Origin of the sequence: Janthinobacterium sp. 61 (assembly GCF_002846335.1) — a bacterium.
Lineage (GTDB): Bacteria > Pseudomonadota > Gammaproteobacteria > Burkholderiales > Burkholderiaceae_D > Janthinobacterium.
Genome location: NZ_PJMQ01000001.1, coordinates 1 through 24,096, shown reverse-complemented (window position 1 = coordinate 24,096; position 24,096 = coordinate 1). Strand labels below are relative to the sequence as shown.

Below are 24,096 nucleotides of genomic sequence, written 5' to 3'. Positions count from 1 at the left end.
GATATGTACCATTACGATCAGTACGACCACCTCATCATCAAAGAGCGCATCGCCCAGTACCGAGACCAGGTTGCGCGCCGTATCGCCAATGAACTGACGGAAGAGGAATTCATTCCGCTGCGCCTGCAAAACGGCCTGTACATGCAACGCCACGCCTACATGCTGCGCATCGCCGTGCCGTACGGCTTGCTGTCGGCCAAGCAGATGCGCATGTTCGCGCACATCGCGCGCAAGTACGACCGCGGCTATGGCCACTTCACCACGCGCCAGAATATCCAGTTCAACTGGATTGAGCTGGAACAGACTCCCGATATCCTGACGGACCTCGCTTCCGTGGAAATGCACGCGATCCAGACTTCCGGCAACTGTATCCGTAATACAACATCAGACCCGTACGCCGGCGTTGCCGCCGATGAAATCATCGATCCGCGACCGTACGCGGAAGTATTGCGCCAGTGGAGCACTTTCCACCCCGAGTTCATCGCCCTGCCGCGTAAATTCAAGGTCGCCATCAATGGCGCCGAAGAGGACCGCGCTGCCATCGCCGTGCACGATATCGGCTTGACGGCCGTGCGCAACGAGGCTGGCGAAGTGGGCTTCAAGGTGATGGCCGGCGGCGGCATGGGCCGCACGCCGATTTTGGGCAGCGTCGTGCGCGAATTTTTACCGTGGCAGCATTTGCTGACGTATATCCAGGCCATCATGCGCGTGTATAACCTGCACGGCCGCCGCGACAACAAATACAAGGCGCGCATCAAGATTTTATTGAAAGCCATCGGCGTGGAAGAATTCACGCGCCAGGTGGAAGCCGAGTGGGTCGACCTGAAAGACGGTCCGGAAACATTGAGCGCGGAGGAAATGCAGCGCGTGGCGGACTTTTTCAATCCGCCCGCCTACCTCGCCCTGCCGGAACTCGACTACAAAGCGGAACACGCGGACAACAAAGCGTATGTGAACTGGCTGGCGCGCAACGTCAAGCCACACCAGCGCCCCGGCTACGTGGCCGTGGTGCTGTCGCTGAAGAAGACGGGCGTGCCGCCTGGCGACGCAACGGCCGAGCAGATCGACTTCGTGGCCGACCTGGCCGACCGCTACAGCTTTGGCGAACTGCGTGTGACGCATGAGCAAAACCTGGTGCTGGCCGACGTGGAGCAGTCGAAACTGTTCAAACTGTGGCAGGAAGCCAAGGCACACGGCCTGGCCACACCGAACATCGGCTTGCTGACCGACATGATCTGCTGCCCGGGCGGCGACTTCTGCTCGCTGGCGAACGCCAAGTCACTGCCGATCGCGGCCGCCATCGCGGAACGCTTCGATAGCATCGACTTCCAGCATGACATCGGCGAGATCGAACTGAATATTTCCGGCTGCATCAATGCCTGCGGCCACCATCACGTAGGCAGCATCGGCATCCTTGGCGTCGACAAGGATGGCAGCGAATGGTATCAAGTGTCGATCGGCGGCGCGCAGGGCAACAACGCCGCCATCGGCAAGATCATCGGACCATCGTTCTCTTCCCTGCAGATGCCTGAAGTCATTGGCCGCCTGCTGCACGTCTACGTGCGCGACCGCCATGAAGGCGAGCGCTTTGTCGATACGGCCCAGCGCCTGGGCCTGGCGCCGTTCAAGGAACATGTCTATGCAACGCCGATCACGGTCGGCAACCTGGTGGGAGAAGACGAATATGTTTGAAGTGCGCGAAGAAATCATCAAGAACGCCGCCGTAGTGCCGAATTCCTGGGGCTTGCTGCGCCTCGATGAGGGCGACACGCCGGAAACGGTCGTCGTGCCTGCCGGCAAGGTCATCGTACCCCTGCCCGTGTGGCAAGCCCAGCGCGAGACCCTGCTGGCGCGCCTGCCCGACATCGGCGTCTGGCTGGCCAGCGACGAGCGCCCGGAAGAACTGGCCGCCGACGTGGCGCAACTGCCTGTCATCGGTGTGGACTTCCCGAAATTCACGGATGGCCGCGGCTATTCCATCGCCTTCAATCTGCGCGCCCGCCTGGGTTTCCAGGGTGAATTGCGCGCCATCGGCGACGTACTGCGCGACCAGCTGTTTTCCATGCACCGTGTCGGCTTTGACGCCTATGCGACGCGCCCGGACCGCAGCATCCATGACGCTCTGAAAGGTTTATCTGTCTTTTCGGAAACCTACCAGGCCTCATGGGATCAAAAATCGCCGCTGTTCCGCCGTCACCAGCGCGAAGGCCAGAATCCTGACCTCGACAACGCGGCCGGCATCTGAGGAATCGTCATGAGCAATTTGACTACTTTAATTGACGCCACCGAGCAAACGCTGACACGCATCGCCGCGGACTTTTCGCCGGCCGTGTTCGCGTCCAGCCTGGCAGCCGAAGACATGGTGCTGACCGACATGATTCTCAAGGCGAAGCTGCCCATCGGCATCTTTTCTCTGGAAACAGGCCGGCTGCACCAGGAAACCCTGGCCGTGCTCGACAAGGTCAAGGCCCGCTACGACCACGACATCACCTTGTACCGCCCGCAGCCGGAAGCGGTGGCTGCCTACGTGGAACAGAATGGCCTGAACGCGTTTTACAACAGCGTCGAGATGCGCCGCGAGTGTTGCCGCATCCGCAAGGTCGAGCCATTGGGGCGCGCCCTGGCCGGCAACAAGGCCTGGATCACTGGCCAGCGCCGCGCCCAGTCCACCACGCGCGCCGAACTGCACGTGCAGGAAGACGACGCGGCACACGCGATGACGAAATTCAATCCACTGGCCGACTGGTCCGAGCAGGATGTATGGGACTATATCCGCGCCAACGACGTGCCCTACAACGCTTTGCACGACCAGGGCTACCCGTCCATCGGCTGCGAACCGTGCACGCGGGCAGTCCAGCCAGGCGAAGATGTGCGCGCCGGACGCTGGTGGTGGGAAAACCCCGATTCCAAGGAATGCGGCCTGCACATGGTGGACGGCAAATTGATACGCATCAAATCCGTGGCAGCCTGACCAGACACAATAGACTCAGCAGAACAAGAAAGCACCCCATATGAGCAATATTTTGAACCAGCGTCACCTCGACAGCCTTGAATCGGAAGCCATCCACATCATGCGCGAAGTGGCGGCCGAATCGGCCAATCCCGCGCTGCTGTTTTCCGGCGGCAAGGATTCCGTCGTCCTGCTGCGTTTGGCCGAAAAAGCCTTCCGCCCAGGCAAGTTCCCCTTTCCCCTCGTGCATATCGACACGGGCCACAACTTCCCGGAAGTCATCACCTTCCGTGACAAGAAAGTGGCCGAGCTGGGCGAGCGCCTGATCGTCGGCTCCGTGGAAGACTCTATCCAGCGCGGCACCGTGCGCCTGCGCAACCCGGCCACGGACTCGCGCAATGCGGCGCAAGCCGTGACCTTGCTGGAAACCATCGCCGAACATAAATTTGACGCCTGCATCGGCGGCGCCCGCCGCGATGAAGAAAAGGCCCGCGCCAAGGAGCGCATCTTTTCCTTCCGCGACGAATTCGGCGCCTGGGACCCGAAAGCCCAGCGTCCCGAACTGTGGGACCTGTATAACACCCGGGTACATCCAGGCGAGAACATGCGCGTCTTCCCCATCTCGAACTGGACCGAACTGGACGTGTGGCAATACATCGCCCGTGAAAAATTGGAATTGCCGCCGATCTACTTCGCGCACGAGCGCCAGGTGATCCCGCGCAACGGCTTGCTGGTGCCGCTGACGGATTTGACGCCGCCGCGCGAGGGCGAAACGGTGGAAACGCAAGTCGTGCGCTTCCGCACGGTAGGTGATATCTCGTGCACCTGCGCCGTGTCGTCCGATGCGGCGACGGTCGACGCCATCATCGCCGAGACGGCAATCACGCAAATCACGGAACGTGGCGCCACCCGCATGGATGACCAGACTTCCGAAGCCTCGATGGAAAAACGCAAGAAAGCAGGGTATTTCTAATGAACGCAGCAATCCAGAACACCATTCCAACCGACAGCCTGGAGCGCGGTATGTTGCGTTTTATCACGGCCGGTTCCGTCGATGACGGCAAGAGTACCTTGATTGGCCGTTTGCTGTTCGACAGCAAGGGCATCTTCGCCGACCAGCTCGACGCCATGTCGCGCTCCAAGCACAAGCGTACGGTGGGCGACGCGGTCGACCTGTCGCTGCTGACGGACGGCCTGGAAGCGGAACGCGAACAAGGCATCACCATCGACGTGGCCTACCGTTACTTTGCCACACCGAAACGCAAATTCATCATCGCCGACACGCCTGGCCACGAGCAATACACGCGCAACATGGTCACGGGCGCCTCGACGGCCGACGCCGTCATCATTTTGATCGACGTGTCGAAAGTCAAACTCGGTGACGATGGCAGCGTGGAATTGTTGATCCAGACCAAGCGCCATTCGACGATTGCCCACTTGCTGCAGATCGAGCACGTGGTCGTCGCCGTCAACAAAATGGACCTGGTCGACTACGATGAGACGGTATATAACCGCATCGTCGCCGCCTACCGCGAATTCGCCCAGTCGCTGGGCTTGAAGGACATCACGCCGATTCCCCTGTCGGCCTTGACCGGCGACAATGTGGTCGAGCGCGGCGACAAGCTGGGCTGGTACACGGGCCCGACCCTGATCGAACTGCTTGAGTCCTTGTCCGTCTACGACGAATCGCACGACACGCCATTCCGCTTTCCGGTGCAGCTGGTGGCCCGCCACAACGGCCACGAAGCGAACGACTTCCGCGGCTACATGGGCCGCATCGAAGCGGGCAAGGTCAGCATCGGCGACACCCTGGTGGTACAGCCGTCAGGCCAGACGGCAACAGTAAAAGATATCGTCACCCTGGACGGTTCGCTGCAAACGGCCGTGGTGGGTCAGTCCGTGACCTTGCTGCTCAATGAATACCTGGATATCTCGCGCGGCGACTTGCTGGCCAGCAGCGAGCGCCCCGCCACCCTGCTCAAACAGGTAGTGGCCGACGTGTGCTGGCTGTCGGAGGACGCGCTGGATCTGCGCCGCAAGTACTGGATCAAGCACGGCACCAAGCAGACGGCGGCGAAAGTGACGGCGATTGAATCGATTCTCGATATCAATACGCAGCAGCGCCATCCAGCCGAAGGCTTGAAGCTGAACGATATTGCGCGCATCAGCCTGAACGTGCAGCAGGCGCTGGCAGCCGACGCGTATGCCGATATCCGCGCCACCGGGGCGTTTATCCTGATCGATGAAGTGACCCACCAGACCGTCGCGGCGGGCATGATCCGTCTCGGCTGAGGAAGGCAAACACCATGAACAACTCCACATCTCTCCCTGGCAAGGTCTACCTGATCGGCGCCGGCCCCGGCGCGCAAGACCTGATGACCTTGCGCGGTGCGCGCCTGCTGGCGCAGGCGGACGTCGTGCTGCACGACGCGCTGGTCACCGCAGAGATGCTGGAGCTGTGTCCCCAGGCGCAAAAGATTCTTGTCGGCAAGCGCTGCGGCCAGTTGTCGACGGCGCAAGCTTTCATCAACAAGCAATTGGTCGACAATGCGCGCAAGCACGCCATCGTGGTGCGACTGAAAGGGGGCGACCCCATGCTGTTCGGCCGTGCCGACGAGGAATTGCGCGCACTGGAAGAAGCGGGCATCGCCGTCGAAGTAGTACCCGGCATTACCACGGCACTGGCGGCAGCGGCTGCCACCCAGCAACCGCTGACCAAGCGCGGCGTCTCGCGCAGCGTGGCCTTTTTCACGTCCAGTACGGCGCCGGGCGAACCGGACCAGACGCGCATCCCAGACTGCGATACCCTGGTGCAATACATGGGTGGCCGCGAAGCCATCGCCACGGCGCAGCGCCTGATGGCCCAGGGCCGCCGTGCCGACACGCCGGTGGTAGTGATTGAAAACTGCAGCCGTCCGGACCAGCGCATCGTACGCATGCCGCTGGGCGCGCTGGCGCATGGCCTGGGCGACACCCACGGCCCCGTGCTGGTGATGCTGGGCGACGCCATGGCCGCCCGCGCACACCAGGCGATCGAAGCGACGGCTGCCATTCTGGCGCGTCATGCTTGAATAAACACACCGTATTTTACCGACTTTAAAGTCAGTAACCGACGTCTTCAGAGGAAACATGATACGATGCTCACGCATCTTTTCTCGAGAAGTTGTTGCGTGATAGCAATAAACTCACGCTTCGCCCCACCATAGCGCTTGCCATGCGGTCTCCCGGCTGACGGGAAGCACTGGCAATCTCCCCGAAAAAAGCTGCGCCCGCAGGCTGCAATATCGCGCCGCGCAACTTTAGCCTTACGATCACACATGAATTTCAATTCCATGCGCGAAGCCCTGACTTCGTTCAGCCGCAGCAATGTCGGCGTCGCCAGCGCTGTGCTGTCAAGCATGCTCGCCTCCATCGCCCTGTGGACGGTGTTTCCGAATATCGACGACGAAAACCATTTGCTGGAATGGCTGCAGGCGCTGTTCCTGGCCCTGGCTTGCACCGTGCACGGCGTGCGCGCGTGGCAGGAAACCGACCGCCAGTCCCTGCGTTTCCTCATGCACGCCGGCTTGTCGGCTCTGCTGTTCGGCTTCCTGCTGCGCGAACTCGATATCGACCAGTTCGGCACGGCGCCCGCCTGGGCCCAGGCTGAAAAAGCCCTGCGCGTGGTGGAGTTGCTGATCCTGATACGCCTGCTGATCTTTTTCGCGCCGCGTGCGCGCAAGGTCTTCGCCCTTGCGCCACAGATTTTCAGCATGCGCATCACCATCCTGACGGCCATCGGCGGCTTGCTGATGATCGCTGGCTGGCCTTTCGACAAGAAAGTATTTCACGGCATGCCGGACGCTTACGCGCTGCTGGGAGAAGAAGTGCTGGAACTGGGCGCTTATTTGCTGCTGTTCCTCGCGTCGCTGTCCGACAGCATGGCCGCCGCCCGCATCAGCCTGGCGCCGAAGGGCAAACGCTAACCCGATTCAAATGAAGATGGCAGCGGCAGCAGCCGCTGCAAGGTAGCGGCCACGCGCAGCAGGCGCGGGTCGTCATCCTCGGCCTCGTCGCAGGTATCGTTGATACAGAAAAACGGCAAGCTGCCGAACTGTGCCAGCAGCTGCGCCAGCTGCTGCGGCGCTTCCACATCGCCGCTGGCGATATGCAGCGGGTCGAGCATGTGCGACCGCGCCAGTCCCTGATGCACCATCCAGCGCGGCACCAGGTCGGGCAGCAATGCCGGCACCTGCCAGGAGCGAAACACTGTCGCGCGCACGCCGGCAAACATGGCCGGCGCCAGCCCTTCCAAGGCATGCAGCGCACTTTTCAGCATGGGGCGCGGCGCGTGCGCATACAGACGTGGTTCATGCAAGTAATCGGCATACTGCGCCGACAGCCATTGCCGCGACAAGGCGGCGCAATTGACGGGCGCCGCCACGTCGGCGCGCAAGCCCTGCACCTCATCGTGTAGCGCGCTCTCCGTAAACACGCTCAAACGCCGGTCGCCTTCCCCGCCAAACCAGAATGCGGGCTCGAACGGCGCACCAAAAAATACGTCGTCATTCAAATACAGGAAACGCTCGGACAGGCCAGGAATATGGTGCAGATACGATTCGATATGGCCGGAATCGAACACGGGCAGCGATGCCCCGGGCATCAGGCTGGCATGATCTATCACCGTCAGGCGCGGTGAGGCGCGCAGCCAGGCGGGCACCTGGCGGTCCGTCAGCAGATAGACATGGCCGTGGCCGGGGAAGAAACGCTCGAGCGCGCGCAGGTTGTAGCGCAGTTCGCCGTTGTCACGGTAACGCCCCGCCACGTTGCCGTGCAGGGCCAGCTGCCCTGGATGCGCCTGCGCCCAAGCGGCGTACGCCTGCTGCCGGCGCGTGCGCCAGGCGGGATCGGCACCGTCGACCCACAGGTAGACGATGTCTATGGGCGCCGCTGGCATCGCGCTGGCCGCGCTCAAGGAAGCGGGCTGGAACCTGGCGCCGCCACGCAGTAATCGGCGATGGCAGCGAGCACGCTGGCGTTCTCGCCAACCGCCTCGACTACCTTCAGGCGCAATTGCGGATGCTGCTGGCGCAGCTCTTCCAGCAAGAGCGGCAAGTCGCGCAGGACATGCCCGCCCTGCCCCAGGAACACCGGCACCACCGTGACGTCCAGGATGGCGCCGGCGGGCAGCTCGGCCAGCAGGGTCGCTACCAGCTCGGGCAGGCGCGGTGTCATCAGCTCCAGGAAGGCCAGGTGCACGCTGGTGCCGGGCATGCGCGCCTGGGTAAGATCACGCAGGCGCTCGAAGGGCGCGGCCCACGATGCGGCGCGCGCGCCATGGGCAAACAAGATTAGTGTCTGTTGCACGTTCGTCTCCATCAGTGCCGTTCCACCCACCACAGGGCGCCCAGCGCCAGCAGCAGATACAGGGTGCTCGGCGCCACCGCCGTCAGGAAGGCTGGCCAGGTGCTGAGCAGCCCAAGATGCGAAAAGAGCGTATTAACCAGCATGAAGCTCACGCCGATCATGATGCCGATGAATATCTTCAGGCTGATGCCGCCGCTGCGGGTGTGCATGTAGGCGAACGGCAGCGCCAGCGCCATCAGCACGAAGATGGCCAGCGGATCGATCAGCTTTTTCCAGAAGGCGATGCGGAAACGCTCGGTTTCCTGCTTGTTCTCGGCCAGGTGGCGCGTGTACACGGCCAGTTCGCTGGCCGACATGCGTTCGGGATCGGAAGCCGATACCGTCAATATCTTCGGCGTCACTTCCGACACCATGTCCTTTCTGGCGCTTTGCACCGTGCGCACCAGGCTCGTTTCCTGCCCAAAGTAGTTCGCCAGCTTCGGCTCGAAGCCGGGCGAAGTTGCCGCGCTGTTCGAGAACGACGTTTCCGTCACTTCGGTCAGGCGCCAAGTGTTATTACCCTGATACGTCGCGCCCTTGGCCACGGTCAGGGTGCGCAAACGCATATCGGTGTCAAATTCATACAGCTTGACGTTTTTCAGCTGGCCGTCCGGACGCGCTTCGCCCACATTGAAAAAGCGCGAACCTGTGACGGTGCCGGTCAGGCCGTCGCTCTTGACCATGTCCTTGGTCCACAGGCCGGAGCGAAATTCGCTCGACACGGCCGCGCCGCGCGAAGTCAGCTTGAGGCGTTCGGCCAGCGGCTCGGTGCGCGGCGTGATCACCTCACCGAAGATGAAAGTAATGACCACGAAGACGATACCGATGCGGAACAGGAAACCGGCCGCCATCGCCGTCGACATGCTCGAGGCGCGCATGATGGTAAATTCGGAACTGGCCGCAAACTGCGCCATCGTGTAGATCGTGCCGATCAGTGCCGCAATCGGCATCACCTCGTACACGTGCCCCGGCACCAGCACCAGCACATACAGGAAGGCATACTGGATGGTGTAGCCGTTGCGGCCTACCTTGGGCAGCTCGCCCGTCAGGTCGATGAAAGCCTGCAGTGCCAGGAAGGCCAGCAGCACGAACAGCACCGCCTGGAATATCGAGACTGCAAAATAGCGCTGTAAAATCTTCATTTCGATGCCGCTTTACTTATATTGCCGGCGCGGCGCCCGCGCTTGAAGGACGCCAGCAGGACCAGCGGATGGTAGCGGTGATTCACATTCAGGCGCCACGCAAACAGCGCCACGACTGCCAGTGCCGCCAGCAGATGCAGCGGCCACCAGGCCAGGCCGAATGTCAGGCGGCCCTGCTTCACGCTCGCTTCGGCGACCTTGATAAGGTTGCTGTACGTAAAGAAAATCAGCAGGGCCACGATCAGGTTGGCCGAACTGCCGGCACGCGGATTAACGAAGCCCAGCGGAATGGCCAGCAGGATCAGCATCAGCCCGATCAGGGGCGCACTGACGCGCCACAGCAATTCGGCCATGGTGTAGGGATTCGGATCGGCGATGAGCGCCATGGTGCTCATGGCGCGCACGCCCAGTTCCGCGCCCAGTTCCTGCTGCTTGCTCTCGATGCGCATGATGTACTGCTCGAATTCCATGGTCTGGAAGTCCGCCTGCGTCGGCACGCCCTGATAGCGCCGGCCGCTCTTGAGCACCAGGAAGCGTTCGCCCTTGGCGTCGGTATTGATCACGCCTTCCCTGGCGACGACAACGACGGCACTTCCCTTCTCATCGACGGTATTGACGAAGACGTTCTGCACCACGTTCTTCTCACCGCTGACACCCTCGACGAAGAAGATGCGGTTGCTACCGGCCGATTCGCGGAACTGGCCCGGCGTGACTTTCTGCAGGTCTTCGCGCTTTTCAAAGCGCGCCACGTATTCATCGCTTTTCTTTTGCGCCCACGGCGTGGCGTACAGGCTCAGGATGCCGGTGGCCAGCACCAGCGGCAGGCCGAAGCTCAGGACCGGCCAGATCCAGCGCGACAGGCTCATGCCGGAAGCGAACCACACCACCATCTCCGACTCTTTGTAGCTGCGCGTGACGACCATCAGCACCGAAATGAAACCGGTAAGGATAATGATGGTGGGCAGCTGCATCAGGGCGGAAAAGACCATCAGCGACATGACGTCGGCCGACGCGATCTTGCCGCCCGCCGCCTTGCCGAGAATACCGATCAGCATCCAGGTGAGCAGGATGCTGAACAAAACAGTGAAGGTGGCCCCGGCGGCACTAGCCAATTCACGTCGAAGGGCGCGTTGAAAGATCATTCGGAGTTTATAATTCGGGTCAGTTAGTTGAGTAACACGTTACTAGTAAATGAAAACGGAGAACCAAATGGACTTTAGCATAAAAGCATTCGATACCAAGAGCACCCTCGGCACGGCCAAAAGCGGATGCATCGCGGTTGCGGTATTCGAAAACAAAAAACTGTCGCCAGCGGCAAAATCGCTGGACAGCAAGGGTGCGATTTCGGCTGCGCTGAAGTCCGGCGACATCAGCGGCAAGCCAGGCAGCACCTTGCTGCTGCGCGCAGTCGATGGCGTCGCCGCCGAACGTGTTCTGCTGGTAGGCATGGGCAGCGATGACACTGTCAGCGAAAAAAGCTTCGCTACCGGTGTACAAGCGGCCCTCAAGGCTTTCGGCTCGCTGGGCGCTGCGGACGCCATTATCGCATTACCGCTGACGGAAGTGAAAGAGCGCGACGTAAATTGGGCAATCCGTTGCGTGGTGCAAGCCGCCCACGACAGCGAATACCGTTGCGACTCGCAAAAAAGTAAAAAAGATCCGGCGCCAGCAGGCGTGCGCAAGATCGTCCTGGCGGCACCCGCAACGGCGGCCACCCGCGGCGCACTGGCGCAAGCCATCGCCATCGCCAACGGCTCCGACCTGACGCGCAAGCTGGGCGACCTGCCGGCGAACATCGCCAATCCGACCTACCTGGCCAACACGGCCAAACAGCTGGCCAAGGAATACAAGTTCGAAGTCGAAGTCCTGGACCGCAAACAGCTCGAAGCGCTGAAAATGGGCAGCTTCCTGTCCGTCACCAACGGCAGCGAACAGCCGCCGAAATTCATCGTCCTGAAGCACATGGGCGGCAAGGCCAAGGATGCGCCAGTGGTCCTGGTCGGCAAAGGCATCACCTTCGACACGGGCGGCATTTCGATCAAGGCTGGTCCTGGCATGGATGAAATGAAGTACGACATGTGCGGTGCAGCCTCGGTACTGGGCACCTTCCGCGCCATCGGCGAAATGAATCTGAAGCTGAACGTCATCGGCGTCATCGCCGCGTGCGAAAACATGCCGTCGGGCCGCGCCACCAAGCCGGGCGACATCGTCACCTCGATGAACGGTCTGACCATCGAAGTACTGAACACCGACGCCGAAGGCCGTCTGGTGCTGTGCGACGCGCTGACCTACGCCGAACGCTTCAAGCCGGCAGCCGTGGTCGATATCGCCACCCTGACGGGCGCTTGCGTCGTCGCCCTGGGCCACCATAACAGCGGCCTGTTTACGCGCAGCGATGCGGCGCATGACCAGCTGGCCAATGAACTGCTGGCAGCGGGCAAACAGTCCAGCGATACGGCATGGCGCATGCCGATCGAAGAGGCGTACAACGAGCAGCTGAAATCGAACTTCGCCGACCTGGCCAACATCGGCACGCCAGGCGGCGGTTCGGTGACGGCAGCGGCGTTCCTGGAAAACTTCACCAAGAAGTACACCTGGGCGCATCTGGACATCGCCGGCACGGCATGGAAATCGGGCGGCTCGAAGGGCGCGACCGGTCGCCCAGTGCCATTATTGACGACGTTCCTGATCAACCGCGTATAAGAGAACGCCAGACCAAACCTGCTGCGCAGGGCTATTGGCGGCCGGCGACGCTCGCTGTACATAAAGTACAGCTGCGCTTCTCGGCCACCACCAACTCCCGCTCGCTAAGGTTTTGTCAGGCGTCGTTACGTAAAAAGATAGCCGCCACGGTCACTGACCTGGCGGCTTTTTTCATGCTTGGCGTATTAGTTAGTAGACGACGGAATTGGGCAAAGGTGATGGCGCCACCTTCGGCTGCACCACGGCTTCCGGCACGGCGGCCGCTGGCGAAGGAGCGGACGGGTTCACGCCAAGGGGCGCGGGTGGCGGCGCCAGGCGCGCGGGGTCCTGCATGACAATAGTCAAAATGGATGGGTAGTCAAAGCCCGCACCCGTGTTGCGGTCGACGAAATAGCCGACGCCCAGGGTCAGGATGACATTGCCCCATACGCTGCCATTGAGCTTGGGATCGATATGGTCGTCCGTGGCGATGGCGGGCGAGCCGTGCTTGCGACAGTCGACTTTCAAAGGCTCCTGGCTCTTGCGAATGGTAATGCGCCCGGGCGTGGTGACGAACCACTTGCCCACGTCGTTGCTGAGGATGCAACCGGCACCATTCAGCTCACGGTTGTCCTGGATGGTTTGCACCAGCACCATCTGCTCGGTGTTGCCGGTCAACGTGGCGCAGCCGCCCAGGCCAAACAGCAGCAGCGTCCCGGCGGCAAGGACGGCAGACGATGGGACACGCATGGCTGGCTCGCTTAACGGACGGGAATCGGCTGGTCGCCGGGCACGGCGACGGCGGTGACGCTATTTTTCGGACTGCCCTCGATCAGGCGGTCGGAATACACGAGATAGACCAGCGCATTGCGCTTGCTGTCGACCATGCGCACCACGCGCACATGCTTGAAGAAGATCGAGGCACGCTCGGTAAACACTTCTTCCTGGCGCGGCAGCTTGCCCTTGAATTGCAGCGGCCCCACCTGGCGGCAAGCCACGGCCGCATCGGCCTTGTCTTCGGCCAGGCCGACGGCGCCCTTGATGCCGCCCGTCTTGGCGCGCGACAGATAGCAGCTGACCCCAGCGACGCGCGGATCGTCATACGCTTCGACGACAATCTTGTGGTCAGGACCGATCAGTTTGAACACCGTGTCGACCGAACCGATGGTTTCGGCCTGCGCCGCGGTGCAGGCAACACCCAGCACCAAAGCGGCTGACAGCAATTTATACATGTAGATAATCCCGAGCACGCACGCAGGCGGCCATCAGTTGATGGGAGCGAAACGCTGGACCATGACGCCGTCGACTTCAATCAGCTGAAAGAACACGTCCTTCGGCCGGGTCCAGATGGAACCGTCCGCAGCGCGATACACGATCATCGGCGTCAGATCCGCTTCCAGCGTGGCTTCGCACACCAGTTCATAAATGCCGCCCTTGTAGTGCCGATAACGCATCGCCGTCCCCTCAAGCCGTTGAATCTTCGCTCTTGTCGTCGGCCAGTGCCTTCTGCTTCATCTTCAGGCCCTGGATCACTTTCAGTATGCCTTCCATGCCGGCAGCGCCATCGGCGCCGCTGAAGGCGTCGAGCACTTCATTGAGCACCTTGTTGCGCACGGTCGCTTCATCGGACGACATTTCCAGCGCGCGCTGGGCTTTCGCCGCCTTTTCGGCCGCGCTCACGCGCGGCTTGGCCGCCGTCTTGCCATGCGTCAGAGCTGCCTGCCAGATAACCCAGCGGCGCTGGGTCTCGAAAATCAGGTACTCATCCGGTTTGTCTTCTCTTCGCCGCACAATGTGGCCGTCACGCTGCGCCCACGCTTCAAATGCAGTTCGCATTTTCTTCCTTTGCAAATGCTACGCGCAAGTCTCACTATTAAAACTGCAACATTTCAAAATAGTACCATCTATTGATGTCGCAAAACAGTCTCATAGATATAGTACTGCAATTTATATAACAAGTCTGGCGGCGCCAGAAACGGAAGCTAGGCTCCGCCCCGGCATAGTGGTCATGTAATCGGAATAGCAATTACAACTAATTACAACTGCTTCCTGTTCGGTTCTCAACTTGGCTGTAACTAAGCCGTGTGACACAGCTGTTACATTGTGCCATTTTAGTAGTTTTTATCGCGTTTTAGCGAGAAACTTTACACCTTTATCGCGTTACACGGCGAGACGTAGCCTGCCACGCCAGCCACTTATGCCAAATCAAACCTGATGGTTGATGAATCATACACATAAACATAATATTCATGCGTCACGATTGACTAAATGTAAATACTTTATTAACACTCCTTTTCCCTATGGGAAAACAAAGTGCTTGTGCGACAAGCGGGGAGCAGCACACCGTCGACACGCATGCGGTAAGATTCGCGCTTATCGATACCTATTCAAGCAAGGATTTTTCCCATGAAACTCGCCACCTGCCAGTTTCATTCGGGTATCAAGTTGTATCCTTGCATGCCAATCTTGGCTATTTTAGCCCTTTGCGGCCGAAAAAACTGTTTCTTTGTGTCTCAGGTTAACGCACAATGGCGCCTGTGAAATTTGTAGCTAGATTTGTAGCTAGCTACAAACCCGATATGGACAGCACACAATAGGCGGAAGAGAAATGGCGAAGCGCGGGACCAACCAGCTGGAAGACTTGCAGATCAAGCGATGGATTGCAAAGGGCGAGCCTATAGCAAAATCTGACGGTGGCGGGCTCACTTTTACTCTATCGCGCGCCGGCACCGCGAGCTGGGTTTTGCGGTACATGCGCGACGCTAAGGCTCGGGAGCTGACTATCGGAAACTACCCCGACATCTCGCTGGCCGCTGCCAGGAAGATCGCTCGCGAGAAGCGTGGCGCTATTGATGGAGGCCAAGACCCGGCCGCGCAAAAGAAGGCGGCGCGCATGACTTCCAAGATGTCCTGGACTGTTAACGCCCTGATCAAGGATTACACGATCAAGCGCCTTGTGCCGTCTGAATTTGCTAAAGGTACTATATATTACCGAAAAAGTGACTTTACCAACGATATAGGGCCGAAACTCGGGACCCTAAACGTCATCGACGTTACGCCTGCTCATGTAGTGCACATGCTGGAAAAATCCGGGAAAACGTGGGAAGTACAGAAGAGGATCTTAACCTCGACAACACAAATATTTGATCATGCCATTGGCAAACAGTTAATACATAGCAATCCATGTGCCGCGATCAAACTGGCCGCGCTGATGGGCAAGCGGCCAGCACCAAGGAAACGAGTGATGCTATCCGAGCAAGATTTGCGAAAACTATTATCCACAATCGCGGACATCGGAACAGAAAACGCCTTGGCATTCCGCATCATGTTGGCAACTTGTGTTCGATCTGTCGAGCTCGTAAAGGCAAAATGGACGGATATCGATTTCGACCGTGCAACCTGGTTTGTGCCTGACGAGTCTGTCAAGACGCGTACTGGCTTCCTTGTTCCTCTCACGCCAACGGTATTAAACTGGTTCAGCAACCTGCGTGACCTATCTGATGACTCGGAATGGGTGCTGCCATCGAGGCGCCCTAGCCGCGCTGGGCAGCACGTCGGCCGGACCACCCTTTGGGCGGCGATCACACGAGCGTTTGAACGCGGGGATATAGAAATTCAACGCTTTACCCCTCATGACACGCGTAGCACCGCCAAGGGGCATATGCGGAACATGGGTATCTCAAGAGAGATTTCGGAAATCGCACTTAACCACGCACTCAAGGGAATGGAAGGCATCTATGATGTGCGGGAAGAAATCCCGGAACGCCGCCGCGCCCTGGAACAATGGGCGCTATTCTTAGTGGCCTGCGAGCATGGCCGACCAAATAACGTCGTGGCGATGCCCAGCCAGGCCGAAGCATAAAATTCCCGCGCCCCGATCGCGCGCGTGCCCTTATCTACCACTACGGCCACATATCGCCAGATTTACGCTCCATGCGGCTCGTTCATTTTTTCCCGATTTTTTTGACGGGCGAGGCTTTCCAGCGCTCTGCCAGCCACTCAAAATCTTGGAATAATGTTGGAATGCTATGCTTTCTTCTCAGGTCATCTATCATCGGCTTAGATGATCGGTAAACCTTGAGCAAATTAGAACACTGCATTTGCTTGTAAACAGACTCAGAGAATGCCTCTGAACGAATACCACAAGCAATGAACTCATGGTTGTTCAAGACACGCAATACACATTTTAAGTCCTCAGATCCCGCTTTGAGCGCGCTGAAACTTTGATTCGAATCAGTAAGCCGATAGACCTCCGAAACACATTTCAGAAGCTCCTGATCGCTCTTCTGGTGCATGATAAGATCGATAGTTGCACGTAATCTTGAAAGCTTTCCATTATGATAAATAATAAAAGCTGCAGCGAGGGCAGATAAAAGAAAGGCTCCTGTTTGTATCCAGAAGCCTAAACTCTCGCCTAGCCATAGTGTTACCTTGGCAGACTGAACGGGATCGCTCACTTAGCCATCCCAACCTTCGCGAATTGTATGCATAAAAACCTCCTCAAATAGAAGTTGAAATTTCGAACCGCTGTGCATCATGATCATGATGGATCCCATACGGTTGCGTGAAGGAGTATACATCAAATTTATGCAACATGCATATCTACAAAGCGGGCATCAGTGCAAGGAAGTATGAGTAACATCAACAATAATGCAACCTACTTGCACCAGTCAAGCACCAGCTCTACCACGCACCAGCACTATAGGCCCATGCCATTAGACCGTATGAACGCCTGGCATGCCCGCCCTGTCGCAGCCACCTCCTCCGTCTGCAGGATCAAGGCTTGAATATCTCGCGCCACCGCGTCAGGAAGTAGCCCGCCGGAGGGATCGGCTGCAGCGCCTCCTTCGGCGCCATCGCTACCGGCCGGGGCGGCAGGTCCTGTACTTGCACAGAAGGCTGGCTTGCGCATGCGCTCAGCAGCAAGGCGAGCGCGCACATCGTTGATTTCTTCATTGTAGGCTTTCGTGATGGCCAGCGCGGTGGCTGCCTGTTGTCGGGCTTGTACCAGGTTCTCGGCGACGCGCTGCGCCACCGCTTTCGTTTCTGCAGCGGCACGGGTCTTCTTGTCGGCATTCCACAGCGCCTGTACGGCCGCCCTGCCCTGCGTGACGCCTTGCGAGTGCAGGTACGCCCCGCCGATGGCGCCGACCACTACCAGCACCAAGACCAGATATGCCCAGCCGGGCACCTTGACCAGCGCGCTCACGCCAGCACCCGCTGGGCTGCGGCAAATAGCGCCAAGCGCTCGGCCAGACCATTCGTTCCGCCATTCACGCGTCGCGTAACGCGTACCTGGTCACCAGCATCTGCCAGTGCGTTCAAGCCGTTCGACTGCCAGAACCAGCCCGCGCTGCGGCAGGCATTGACGATCTGCTCGAGCAGATCGGGCTTGGCCAGCAGGTCCAGGCCCAACGCCTTACCGCAGGCTGCATAGTTGGCGCGGCCTGTGATCTGGATCAGGCCGCGCCCCTTATAGCGCACGCCGTCGCCGGGCAAGGTATTGCCCAGATCACGCCGCCCCTCGTACGCCGCGCCGCTGGCCAGTTCGCGCACGTAAGCCAGACTTCCCGATTCGTGGCCAACCTGCGACAGGAACGATGCCTGGCGCGCCGGCGTAGTGATGCCGAACTCCAGCATGGCGGCATTTAGGGGAGCAAGGAATGTTGCCGCGCGTGGGCGCGCATACGGCATGATGGCCACCAGCTGGGCCAGCGTCAGGGCGCTCATGGCACAGCCCTCCGATTTTTAGCAAACCAACCGATCATGACCACGCCCGCCATACCTGCATTCAGTAGCACCTCGCCAGTTGGCGGCTGCGTGTAGCCGTACAGCGGGCCGGTCAGCACGGCAACGGCGCCCACGCCCAACAGCACGTAGAACAAACGGTACAGATGGTTGCTGCGGCGGTGCATGCGATTGAGCACGCACAGGGAGTGGGCCAGCAGGACGATGCCGGCCAGCCAGTTCAGGGTGAGCATGCTCATTGTGCGCCTCCACGTTTCTTGAGCCAGCCCAAGGCCAGCGGCACTATGGTTTGCGCCGAGACTCCAGCAGAGAAGGCGCAGAACCAGCGCACGGCGTCGGCCGACTTCGCCGTCCAGGGGAAATACTCTAGCGCGCCAGCATGCGCGATGGGACCGACATAGCCGGCCACCAGGGCGCTGGTCATGACGGAAATGACCATTTTCAGGCGGCTGGTCTGGTCGACCATCGACAGCGCGACCAGGCCGCCAGCCAGGCCGACAAGCAGCACGTCGTATTCCAGCCCAAGAATCGAGCCGGTCAAGGTCACGGTGCCAAGGGCGAGCGCGCCGCCGGCGGCGGTAATTGTTGCGGGTTCAGTCATGGATGCCTTTCAGGCGGTGGAAATGCAAAAACCCGCCGAAGCGGGTTGTATGGGGAGGACTGTCGACAACAGCTAAGTGCCAGCCGAATCGCGGCAGTGATGCGGGTCCAGCCAATCGAGCCAGCGGCACAGGACACAGCCCCAGCGGCGGCCCTCGCTGCGCGCCCGGTTGGCACGGCTGCTGAGCGTTTCGGTTTCGACACCATTGGCGGCGGCATTGCCCGCCCGGTCCAGCGCGACGGCGATGCGCAGCGCTTTGGCCGGATTCGACAGAATCGACCAGAGCATGCGCAGCAGCGTGATCGCGGCCGCGCCAATGCAGGCCAGCCAGACAGCCAGTAGGCTGAGGCGTTTCACAGTGTGTCCGCGTGAATGAACAGCGCGTCGAGGTCCAGGTTCAGGGCGGGTCCTATTAGCACCACCAGCGGGTGCCATCGCTCGTAGTCCTGGGCATCATCCCATTCGATCTGCGCCAGGCGCCGCTCTGTCTCGTCCTTGATGGCCGCGATTACCACCGGCACCTGGTCGAGTTTGCCGGCCAGCAGCAGCGCCAGGCGACCCTGCCGACGCGTGACCTTATGCGGCACAATAACCGGCGCTATCGGAGCAGGTGGAGGCTCGGCCAGCACCTCCCAGTTGGCACCAGTCCAGCGAGCCACCTGGGTGCCGATGATCGCGGGCGGTGCGGCCAGGGTTGAGTTGCGCGGCACCGGCCCCATTGGGTCAACATCGGCACTACCGATGGAGATGCCAGTAGCATCAAAAAGATATAAAGTAAGCATGTTTTCCTTTAGGTCTTAATGTAACTGGCGACCAGCGTGTCGGCTGCCGGTAGGTTTGGCACCCGAACTCGCGTAGCATCGACGGTTTCTCGAAACACCTGTAAAAAGGGCGTGTTAGTCGACGAACACGCGAGATCACTACCCACCGGGCTAAATGCGGCTGCTGACGCCTGAGAAAGTGTCTGCACCACGGTAGTGCTCGGCATATCGGAGCGGAGAATGAACTGGTCACCGCTGCGGCGGAATACAAGCAGATAGGGCGCCGCCGACGTAGCCACGGCTAGTTGCCCCGTGTCGGGGCTAAACGATGTCCCACTGCCGTAACCTTCAGGGGCTCCGGCTGGATTAGGTAACTTTGTGTAGGCATTACCTGACCGCTTGTAAACTGCAAGCCCCGGCCCATTGATGGAGAAAAGCCCGACAGCCAGGTATTTGCTGTCGCTGCTGTAGGTAGCGTTAAGTCCAGAATAAGTGGTTTGAGCGCTGAATGTAGGGGTATTGGTGAAAGTGTTCCCAGAGATGCTCCAGGCTGCCATGAAGGGCGCCGAGACTCCCGACGCTACCAAATGTGTGCCATCGGGGCTAAACGCCATCGCCTGACAACCATTGAAAAGAAGCGATGCTGAGCCCATCGATGCCACCTGGCTAAACACCCCTCCCGAGTACGTATGAATATATAGATTTGTGTTTACACCTACGGGGGTATTCCCCACGGCGAAAAACTGCCCATTGGGTGAAAATGCTACGGACGTAGTGGTAGCAACGACCGCAGAGGACAGATTTCCTGTAAAGGCGTATGAGGCAAAGGTGTCTCCCGTACGCTTCCACAGGGTCAGATAAGGAGACTGCACAGTGCATGCGGCAAGGTAAACGCCGTCGGGGCTGATCGCCAGCCCCCTCGGCAAGCCAGGGGCCGCCGGCAGGGCCGCTAGTTTGACATAGACCCCAGCAGTCAGCTTGTACACAGAGATGAAGGGAGTTACGTTATGCGCGATGGCGAGATACACGCCATCAGCGGAATATGCGACACCTCCGCCTGCTCCCGCTGGGAGCGTAGCCGGATCGGCCAACTTAGCGAAAGACCGCGCGGGGCCGAGAAGTCCGGCAAGCTCAGGGTAGCTGCTTGCCAGGTAATCGGCCCCGTCACATTTCAGCCAGTCGGGGGTAGGCAGAACGCGCGCTGTAGTAAGCGTGTCGCCCGTGGAGGCTCCGGACGCACTGGTCACCCGCCGCACCCACACCTTGAACAGCGTGGGAGTCTCGGCTGTGACATCGACCTCGTCGCCTATGGCTACGGCCGTACTGCCGCCTGCGATGACCAGGTTCGCACCGCTCGTCATCGAAAACGCCACTGCGGCCACCAACGTCCGCTGGGCACCGGCTTGGGGTGCAGTAGGGAAACCCGTAATCGGGGTGCCGGAGCTGATAGGCACCCGGTTTCCGCCGGCCGCCCAGATATCCGGTGTGGCGCTGGCTGCTGGCGCGGTGCCGTTGAGAAGGTTAATGGCACCGGTGGCATTTCCGGCAAGTGTTGCGATGGCCGCAGCGCCCGGGGCGCCAGTAACCGAAATGTTCCAGTTCGCTACTGTAGCGCCACTCCCGCCAACCGCAGTCACCGCGATGACCAGCGTCGTGCCCGAGTAAGAAACCACCGTGCCGGACATAAAGCGAGTGGGGTCGGAAGCACTGACCGCGGTGATGAAAATGTTGGCGGCGTACTGCTTGCCGGACTGGGTGGTCAGCGTTTTGTTGCCCGTGCCAATGACCAAGGACGTCGTACTTGTGCCGATCAGCACTGTCCCGGTTGCGGCCTGCTGGGCGTCGGAGGCGGCGGCCTGGGCGGCGATACGCGCCACAACAGCAGCATCGCGTGCCGCCTGCGCAGCCGCGACCTGCGCCGTGGCTGCGTCGACCGATGCTGCAGCGCTTGCAGCTGACGTATTCGCCTGCACCTGTTTTGCATTCACGTCCGCCGCCAGCGCATTCGCCTCCCCCCCCATGCAGGCAGCTCGGTCATGTATTTGGCTACCGCCGCGTCAAATGGCCCCTGCGCCATCGACTGATTCGGCAGGCCATCCATCAGTTTTGTGATCATTTACACTGTTCCTTCAATTTGCATCGCCATTTTGAATGTATGAAACCCGCGATAACGCTCTTGAGCGACGAAAACTTGCCGCAAACGACCGTAAATCCGCCATATACAGTGGCGCCGATGTAGACAATGGTTTTCTGCCGCAGCCCCTCCATGCGCTCATGCGCATACTCGATCTGGTCGTTATCGATGATCAGATCGAGCGACATGCGCTTGGAAAAGCCCCGCTCCGTGGTCTCGCTGGTACCCGTCGAAATTGAATTTCGTCGTCGACCAATCCTTGAAATCCCGGCCCAGGCCATACTCCGTGCCGCCGATTTCTTCGATAGGCCCAATGCAGCACATGCCGCATTTGGCAATGCCGCCGGGGTTGTTGATGGCAATCGTTACTGCCGCGTTGTAATACAGGGGCAGATCGAGCGCCAGAAAACTCGTCCTGCGGCGCCGCCGGTTAAACAGCCAGCGATACATGCTGCTGCCGGGAACTCGACACGATCAAGCTGAATGCCTGCTGGTAGACCACGCCGGCGCCCGGATCGGTGGACGTGATGACCACCTCTGCCGCGTCCAGATTGCCCAGGTAGATGCCCTGCGCGATGGCCTGCGGCTTGAACGTCTGCACGATGGACTCGGGGTTTTCGGTCTGCGTGTTGTTGTAGGCGTCGACCATTTTCCAGCGATTCGTCGCACCTTTCGGCAGCCAGTACGTCGTGTCGCTCAGTGGTTTGTTGACGTTCAGGCCCGCGCTGGGCGGTGTGCACGCCGGACTGGCTACCGGTCGTGGCGATGGCAGCGCCGCCCACCCGTCGCGCTGAGGCTGAAGGTGTTGGCGGCCGGACTCAGCACGTAATAGGTGGCGCCAGCCACCAGGCCCGTCGGCAACGCGCCGGTCGTAGCAAACGACACCGGCGTGCCGGCTGCCTGCCCATGCGCCACCCATGTGACGATGCCGGGCGACGCGATGGACAGGGTGACGGCGCTGCTCACGCCAACCTTCGATTCGGAAACCGTTTGTGCGTGGCAGGATCAATCACACGCTCGCCAGCCGCATACACTTTCGTGAGGCTTCGTTCTGGATAGTCGTTCTCCGGCACGTTTCGAGCTGACGAATACACCAGGTCGGACACGGCAATCGGGTCCAGAATAATCATGCAGTCTCCTCAACTTTCTTGGTGGTCAGCGGCATGTCGCCATTCGCGGCGCCTTCGAGCGAGTCAGCGGTGTTGAGCGTGTTTTTGGCGATGGCGTACAGGTGAGTTCCAGCATCACGCGCAGTTTCTCGTTCTCAATGCGCTGTTCGCGCAGCTCGGCGGCCAGCGCGTCATTGTTCGACGTCGGGCTGCTGAGGCGCGCCATCAACTCGCGGTTGTCAGCCGCAGGAATGATGCGCTCGCCCTCGTGTACCAGGGCCAGCGTGTCGAATGGGAGACGGTTCGTGCCAACGTCGAACGAGTGCAATTTCTGGTACTCGGCGCTGCCCATCATCGCCGCGCGCACCTGGTCGATGGACGAGCCACCGGCAAGTACATTGGTCCAGTAATCGATGCCGGCCGCGTCGCCCGCGCGCCCCATCACCGATTTGTAGAGTGCCTGCGCCTGCGCCTCGGGCGAGTTCTTGATCCCGGAAACGATATCGCCTATCGACACGCCGCTGTTGGCCAGGCCACCCCAGTAGTCCATGCCGGCCTTCTCGGGCGCACGGCCCAGCGCAGCCTGGTAGGCATTGTTGATGCCCGACAGCGCTCCTACGCTGGAATTGGCCTGCGCTGCCGCCATCGCACTGGCCAGGCCTGTTATCGCCTGAAGGATCGACAGCGAGGTGGTATCGATGCCTTTAAGCACATCGATCTGCGAGCGCGCCGTTTCGAGGATGCCGTCCAGGCGCGCCACTTCCGCCTCGTAGGCCACTTGGCTGGCATCTTTCTGCTGCTGCAGCAGGTCAAGCGTTCGCTGCTCGATCGACAGCGAGGAATCAGTCAATTTACCCAATGCCGCGATGTCGTTCTGCGTCCTGTAGAAATCGACCAGGTAGTCGTCGTAGGTGGCGAACTTGTCGCTGGCGTCTTTCGTCACGCTCGACAGCGCATCTTTCAGCGAGTCAGCCGCCGGCAGCGGACCGCCCGCCTTGGCAATGGCCAGCGCCGCTGCGATCTGCGCCTGCGCGCTGGCACGGCCCACATCCTCCATCGTGCCCGACACGTTCATTTGGTCGAGGCTCGACTTGAGCGCATCGGCCAGCGACTTGTGCTTCGCCATCGCCGCCGTTTCGGCATCGATGCGAACCTGCATCGCCTTTGCCGCGATTTCATTCGCCTTAGCCAGCGCCGTCTTCTCCCGGTTCACCACGGTTTGCAGTGTGGCAAATGCCGCATCGACCGCCGACAACAAGCCGGAGGCGATAGCAGAAGCAGCTTCCTCGGCCGCCTTCGCCGCCGCGATAGCCCCGTCCGCCGCCGCCTTCGCCGCTGCTGCTGATGCCGCCGCCACTTCCTCCAGGGACTTATTGAGCTTTTCGTTGTAATCGGTGACGGATTTGAAAGCGGGCGCCAAGGCCAGCAATTGCAGATACAGTTGCTGCCCGGACTCAGTGGCCAGGGCGCCGGACTGCGTAAGTTTCAGCACCGCGTCGGCGTACTGCTTCGTCGTGCTGACGTTGGTCATTCCGAGCGCGGTCAAAGATTTGTTGACGCTCTCGATGACGGGCGCCATCTGCT

The 24,096-nt window shown here is 60.2% G+C and carries 31 protein-coding genes; 9 read left to right on the top strand and 22 right to left on the bottom strand.

From position 1 onward, the window contains the following. The first annotated feature begins 3 nt into the window (after positions 1–3). From CLU92_RS00145 to CLU92_RS00115, 7 genes are all read left to right on the top strand, one after another. A complete protein-coding gene (locus tag CLU92_RS00145) occupies positions 4–1,692 on the top strand; it encodes a nitrite/sulfite reductase (protein ID WP_101480225.1) in 1,689 nt (562 codons plus the stop codon). Further along, positions 1,685–2,245, top strand: a complete 561-nt coding sequence (locus CLU92_RS00140; protein WP_101480224.1) for a DUF934 domain-containing protein — start codon at positions 1,685–1,687, stop codon at positions 2,243–2,245. The genes CLU92_RS00145 and CLU92_RS00140 overlap by 8 nt, the downstream gene beginning before the upstream one ends. Before the next feature lie 9 nt (positions 2,246–2,254). After that, positions 2,255–2,971, top strand: coding sequence for a phosphoadenylyl-sulfate reductase (locus CLU92_RS00135; RefSeq protein WP_101480223.1), 717 nt, complete (start codon positions 2,255–2,257; stop codon positions 2,969–2,971). Between the two features lie 40 nt (positions 2,972–3,011). Beyond that, positions 3,012–3,923 carry a sulfate adenylyltransferase subunit CysD gene (gene cysD / locus CLU92_RS00130; protein WP_101480222.1) on the top strand — a complete coding sequence of 304 codons (912 nt, stop codon included), beginning with the start codon at positions 3,012–3,014 and terminating at the stop codon, positions 3,921–3,923. Beyond that, complete coding sequence (locus CLU92_RS00125; RefSeq protein ID WP_101480221.1) at positions 3,923–5,242, top strand: sulfate adenylyltransferase subunit 1; 1,320 nt, start codon at positions 3,923–3,925, stop codon at positions 5,240–5,242. The genes cysD and CLU92_RS00125 overlap by 1 nt, the downstream gene beginning before the upstream one ends. Before the next feature lie 14 nt (positions 5,243–5,256). Beyond that, positions 5,257–6,021, top strand: coding sequence for a uroporphyrinogen-III C-methyltransferase (gene cobA, locus CLU92_RS00120; RefSeq protein ID WP_101480220.1), 765 nt, complete (start codon positions 5,257–5,259; stop codon positions 6,019–6,021). 246 nt (positions 6,022–6,267) lie between these two features. Further along, positions 6,268–6,915, top strand: a complete 648-nt coding sequence (locus CLU92_RS00115) for a hypothetical protein (RefSeq protein WP_101480219.1) — start codon at positions 6,268–6,270, stop codon at positions 6,913–6,915. Here the strand turns inward: CLU92_RS00115 and CLU92_RS00110 are convergent. From CLU92_RS00110 to lptF, 4 genes are read right to left on the bottom strand one after another with little or no spacing between them, the layout of a single operon-like run. Continuing rightward, entirely contained in the window at positions 6,912–7,904 is a 993-nt protein-coding gene (locus CLU92_RS00110; protein WP_243858389.1) for a Stealth CR1 domain-containing protein, read from the bottom strand. The genes CLU92_RS00115 and CLU92_RS00110 overlap by 4 nt on opposite strands. Continuing rightward, on the bottom strand, positions 7,901–8,308 hold the full coding sequence (locus CLU92_RS00105; protein ID WP_101480218.1) for a sirohydrochlorin chelatase: 408 nt from the start codon (positions 8,306–8,308) through the stop codon (positions 7,901–7,903). Before CLU92_RS00105 ends, CLU92_RS00110 begins: the two co-directional genes overlap by 4 nt. Further along, positions 8,308–9,477: an LPS export ABC transporter permease LptG gene (gene lptG, locus CLU92_RS00100; RefSeq protein ID WP_101480217.1), complete on the bottom strand. Its 1,170-nt coding sequence runs from the start codon at positions 9,475–9,477 to the stop codon at positions 8,308–8,310. The genes CLU92_RS00105 and lptG overlap by 1 nt, the downstream gene beginning before the upstream one ends. Then, complete coding sequence (gene lptF / locus CLU92_RS00095; RefSeq protein WP_101480216.1) at positions 9,474–10,619, bottom strand: LPS export ABC transporter permease LptF; 1,146 nt, start codon at positions 10,617–10,619, stop codon at positions 9,474–9,476. The genes lptG and lptF overlap by 4 nt, the downstream gene beginning before the upstream one ends. 67 nt (positions 10,620–10,686) lie before the next feature. Here lptF and CLU92_RS00090 point away from each other — a divergent pair, with 67 nt between their 5' ends. After that, positions 10,687–12,180, top strand: a complete 1,494-nt coding sequence (locus tag CLU92_RS00090) for a leucyl aminopeptidase (RefSeq protein ID WP_101480215.1) — start codon at positions 10,687–10,689, stop codon at positions 12,178–12,180. Between the two features lie 189 nt (positions 12,181–12,369). Here CLU92_RS00090 and CLU92_RS00085 read toward each other — a convergent pair whose 3' ends face one another. Genes CLU92_RS00085 through CLU92_RS00070 form a run of 4 tightly spaced genes read right to left on the bottom strand, consistent with a single transcriptional unit; the run spans position 12,370 to position 13,995 of the window. Further along, the gene (locus CLU92_RS00085; protein WP_257560706.1) at positions 12,370–12,909 is read right to left on the bottom strand and encodes a hypothetical protein; all 540 of its coding nucleotides are present in this window, start codon (positions 12,907–12,909) and stop codon (positions 12,370–12,372) included. Between the two features lie 11 nt (positions 12,910–12,920). Further along, positions 12,921–13,391, bottom strand: coding sequence for a CreA family protein (locus tag CLU92_RS00080; RefSeq protein ID WP_101480214.1), 471 nt, complete (start codon positions 13,389–13,391; stop codon positions 12,921–12,923). Between the two features lie 33 nt (positions 13,392–13,424). Further along, on the bottom strand, positions 13,425–13,613 hold the full coding sequence (locus tag CLU92_RS00075; RefSeq protein ID WP_071078859.1) for a DUF1653 domain-containing protein: 189 nt from the start codon (positions 13,611–13,613) through the stop codon (positions 13,425–13,427). 10 nt (positions 13,614–13,623) lie between these two features. After that, positions 13,624–13,995 carry a hypothetical protein gene (locus tag CLU92_RS00070; RefSeq protein WP_096234395.1) on the bottom strand — a complete coding sequence of 124 codons (372 nt, stop codon included), beginning with the start codon at positions 13,993–13,995 and terminating at the stop codon, positions 13,624–13,626. A 772-nt stretch (positions 13,996–14,767) separates the two neighbouring features. Between CLU92_RS00070 and CLU92_RS00065 the strand changes: the two genes are divergently transcribed. After that, positions 14,768–16,021, top strand: a complete 1,254-nt coding sequence (locus CLU92_RS00065) for a site-specific integrase (RefSeq protein ID WP_101480213.1) — start codon at positions 14,768–14,770, stop codon at positions 16,019–16,021. A gap of 82 nt (positions 16,022–16,103) precedes the next feature. Here CLU92_RS00065 and CLU92_RS00060 read toward each other — a convergent pair whose 3' ends face one another. From CLU92_RS00060 to CLU92_RS00005, 14 genes are all read right to left on the bottom strand, one after another. Then, positions 16,104–16,616: a DUF4760 domain-containing protein gene (locus tag CLU92_RS00060; RefSeq protein ID WP_101480212.1), complete on the bottom strand. Its 513-nt coding sequence runs from the start codon at positions 16,614–16,616 to the stop codon at positions 16,104–16,106. A gap of 242 nt (positions 16,617–16,858) precedes the next feature. After that, positions 16,859–17,368 (bottom strand): hypothetical protein, encoded by a 510-nt coding sequence (locus tag CLU92_RS00055; protein WP_101480211.1) that lies wholly within the window; start codon positions 17,366–17,368, stop codon positions 16,859–16,861. After that, a complete protein-coding gene (locus CLU92_RS00050) occupies positions 17,365–17,889 on the bottom strand; it encodes a glycoside hydrolase family 19 protein (protein WP_101480210.1) in 525 nt (174 codons plus the stop codon). Before CLU92_RS00050 ends, CLU92_RS00055 begins: the two co-directional genes overlap by 4 nt. Continuing rightward, positions 17,886–18,146, bottom strand: coding sequence for a hypothetical protein (locus tag CLU92_RS00045; protein WP_101480209.1), 261 nt, complete (start codon positions 18,144–18,146; stop codon positions 17,886–17,888). The genes CLU92_RS00050 and CLU92_RS00045 overlap by 4 nt, the downstream gene beginning before the upstream one ends. Next, positions 18,143–18,508 carry a putative holin gene (locus tag CLU92_RS00040; protein WP_101480208.1) on the bottom strand — a complete coding sequence of 122 codons (366 nt, stop codon included), beginning with the start codon at positions 18,506–18,508 and terminating at the stop codon, positions 18,143–18,145. The genes CLU92_RS00045 and CLU92_RS00040 overlap by 4 nt, the downstream gene beginning before the upstream one ends. Positions 18,509–18,580: 72 nt before the next feature. After that, positions 18,581–18,865, bottom strand: coding sequence for a hypothetical protein (locus CLU92_RS00035; RefSeq protein ID WP_257560701.1), 285 nt, complete (start codon positions 18,863–18,865; stop codon positions 18,581–18,583). Next, the gene (locus CLU92_RS00030) at positions 18,862–19,290 is read right to left on the bottom strand and encodes a hypothetical protein (RefSeq protein WP_101480207.1); all 429 of its coding nucleotides are present in this window, start codon (positions 19,288–19,290) and stop codon (positions 18,862–18,864) included. Before CLU92_RS00030 ends, CLU92_RS00035 begins: the two co-directional genes overlap by 4 nt. Before the next feature lie 8 nt (positions 19,291–19,298). Continuing rightward, the gene (locus tag CLU92_RS00025; RefSeq protein ID WP_143452495.1) at positions 19,299–21,257 is read right to left on the bottom strand and encodes a WD40 repeat domain-containing protein; all 1,959 of its coding nucleotides are present in this window, start codon (positions 21,255–21,257) and stop codon (positions 19,299–19,301) included. Further along, a complete protein-coding gene (locus CLU92_RS28045; RefSeq protein ID WP_257560698.1) occupies positions 21,254–21,385 on the bottom strand; it encodes a hypothetical protein in 132 nt (43 codons plus the stop codon). The genes CLU92_RS00025 and CLU92_RS28045 overlap by 4 nt, the downstream gene beginning before the upstream one ends. A gap of 180 nt (positions 21,386–21,565) precedes the next feature. After that, the gene (locus CLU92_RS27290; RefSeq protein ID WP_143452494.1) at positions 21,566–21,853 is read right to left on the bottom strand and encodes a hypothetical protein; all 288 of its coding nucleotides are present in this window, start codon (positions 21,851–21,853) and stop codon (positions 21,566–21,568) included. Continuing rightward, entirely contained in the window at positions 21,834–22,052 is a 219-nt protein-coding gene (locus CLU92_RS00015) for a hypothetical protein (protein WP_101480204.1), read from the bottom strand. Before CLU92_RS00015 ends, CLU92_RS27290 begins: the two co-directional genes overlap by 20 nt. A gap of 101 nt (positions 22,053–22,153) precedes the next feature. Continuing rightward, positions 22,154–22,369, bottom strand: a complete 216-nt coding sequence (locus CLU92_RS00010; RefSeq protein WP_101480203.1) for a hypothetical protein — start codon at positions 22,367–22,369, stop codon at positions 22,154–22,156. After that, complete coding sequence (locus CLU92_RS27635) at positions 22,366–22,533, bottom strand: hypothetical protein (RefSeq protein WP_180338395.1); 168 nt, start codon at positions 22,531–22,533, stop codon at positions 22,366–22,368. The genes CLU92_RS00010 and CLU92_RS27635 overlap by 4 nt, the downstream gene beginning before the upstream one ends. A 25-nt stretch (positions 22,534–22,558) precedes the next feature. Then, a partial coding sequence (locus tag CLU92_RS00005) for a DUF4214 domain-containing protein (protein WP_143452493.1) occupies positions 22,559–24,096 on the bottom strand: 1,538 nt, incomplete at its 5' end.

Coding starts and splice junctions, on each gene's coding strand:
- CLU92_RS00145 (WP_101480225.1), top strand. CDS start 4: ATGTACCATTACGATCAGTACGACCACCTCATCATCAAAGAGCGCATC.
- CLU92_RS00140 (WP_101480224.1), top strand. CDS start 1,685: ATGTTTGAAGTGCGCGAAGAAATCATCAAGAACGCCGCCGTAGTGCCG.
- CLU92_RS00135 (WP_101480223.1), top strand. CDS start 2,255: ATGAGCAATTTGACTACTTTAATTGACGCCACCGAGCAAACGCTGACA.
- cysD (WP_101480222.1), top strand. CDS start 3,012: ATGAGCAATATTTTGAACCAGCGTCACCTCGACAGCCTTGAATCGGAA.
- CLU92_RS00125 (WP_101480221.1), top strand. CDS start 3,923: ATGAACGCAGCAATCCAGAACACCATTCCAACCGACAGCCTGGAGCGC.
- cobA (WP_101480220.1), top strand. CDS start 5,257: ATGAACAACTCCACATCTCTCCCTGGCAAGGTCTACCTGATCGGCGCC.
- CLU92_RS00115 (WP_101480219.1), top strand. CDS start 6,268: ATGAATTTCAATTCCATGCGCGAAGCCCTGACTTCGTTCAGCCGCAGC.
- CLU92_RS00105 (WP_101480218.1), bottom strand. CDS start 8,308: ATGGAGACGAACGTGCAACAGACACTAATCTTGTTTGCCCATGGCGCG.
- lptG (WP_101480217.1), bottom strand. CDS start 9,477: ATGAAGATTTTACAGCGCTATTTTGCAGTCTCGATATTCCAGGCGGTG.
- lptF (WP_101480216.1), bottom strand. CDS start 10,619: ATGATCTTTCAACGCGCCCTTCGACGTGAATTGGCTAGTGCCGCCGGG.
- CLU92_RS00090 (WP_101480215.1), top strand. CDS start 10,687: ATGGACTTTAGCATAAAAGCATTCGATACCAAGAGCACCCTCGGCACG.
- CLU92_RS00085 (WP_257560706.1), bottom strand. CDS start 12,909: ATGCGTGTCCCATCGTCTGCCGTCCTTGCCGCCGGGACGCTGCTGCTG.
- CLU92_RS00080 (WP_101480214.1), bottom strand. CDS start 13,391: ATGTATAAATTGCTGTCAGCCGCTTTGGTGCTGGGTGTTGCCTGCACC.
- CLU92_RS00075 (WP_071078859.1), bottom strand. CDS start 13,613: ATGCGTTATCGGCACTACAAGGGCGGCATTTATGAACTGGTGTGCGAA.
- CLU92_RS00070 (WP_096234395.1), bottom strand. CDS start 13,995: ATGCGAACTGCATTTGAAGCGTGGGCGCAGCGTGACGGCCACATTGTG.
- CLU92_RS00065 (WP_101480213.1), top strand. CDS start 14,768: ATGGCGAAGCGCGGGACCAACCAGCTGGAAGACTTGCAGATCAAGCGA.
- CLU92_RS00050 (WP_101480210.1), bottom strand. CDS start 17,889: ATGAGCGCCCTGACGCTGGCCCAGCTGGTGGCCATCATGCCGTATGCG.
- CLU92_RS00045 (WP_101480209.1), bottom strand. CDS start 18,146: ATGAGCATGCTCACCCTGAACTGGCTGGCCGGCATCGTCCTGCTGGCC.
- CLU92_RS00040 (WP_101480208.1), bottom strand. CDS start 18,508: ATGACTGAACCCGCAACAATTACCGCCGCCGGCGGCGCGCTCGCCCTT.
- CLU92_RS00030 (WP_101480207.1), bottom strand. CDS start 19,290: ATGCTTACTTTATATCTTTTTGATGCTACTGGCATCTCCATCGGTAGT.
- CLU92_RS28045 (WP_257560698.1), bottom strand. CDS start 21,385: ATGATCACAAAACTGATGGATGGCCTGCCGAATCAGTCGATGGCGCAG.
- CLU92_RS27290 (WP_143452494.1), bottom strand. CDS start 21,853: ATGTATCGCTGGCTGTTTAACCGGCGGCGCCGCAGGACGAGTTTTCTG.
- CLU92_RS00015 (WP_101480204.1), bottom strand. CDS start 22,052: ATGGTCGACGCCTACAACAACACGCAGACCGAAAACCCCGAGTCCATC.
- CLU92_RS27635 (WP_180338395.1), bottom strand. CDS start 22,533: ATGATTATTCTGGACCCGATTGCCGTGTCCGACCTGGTGTATTCGTCA.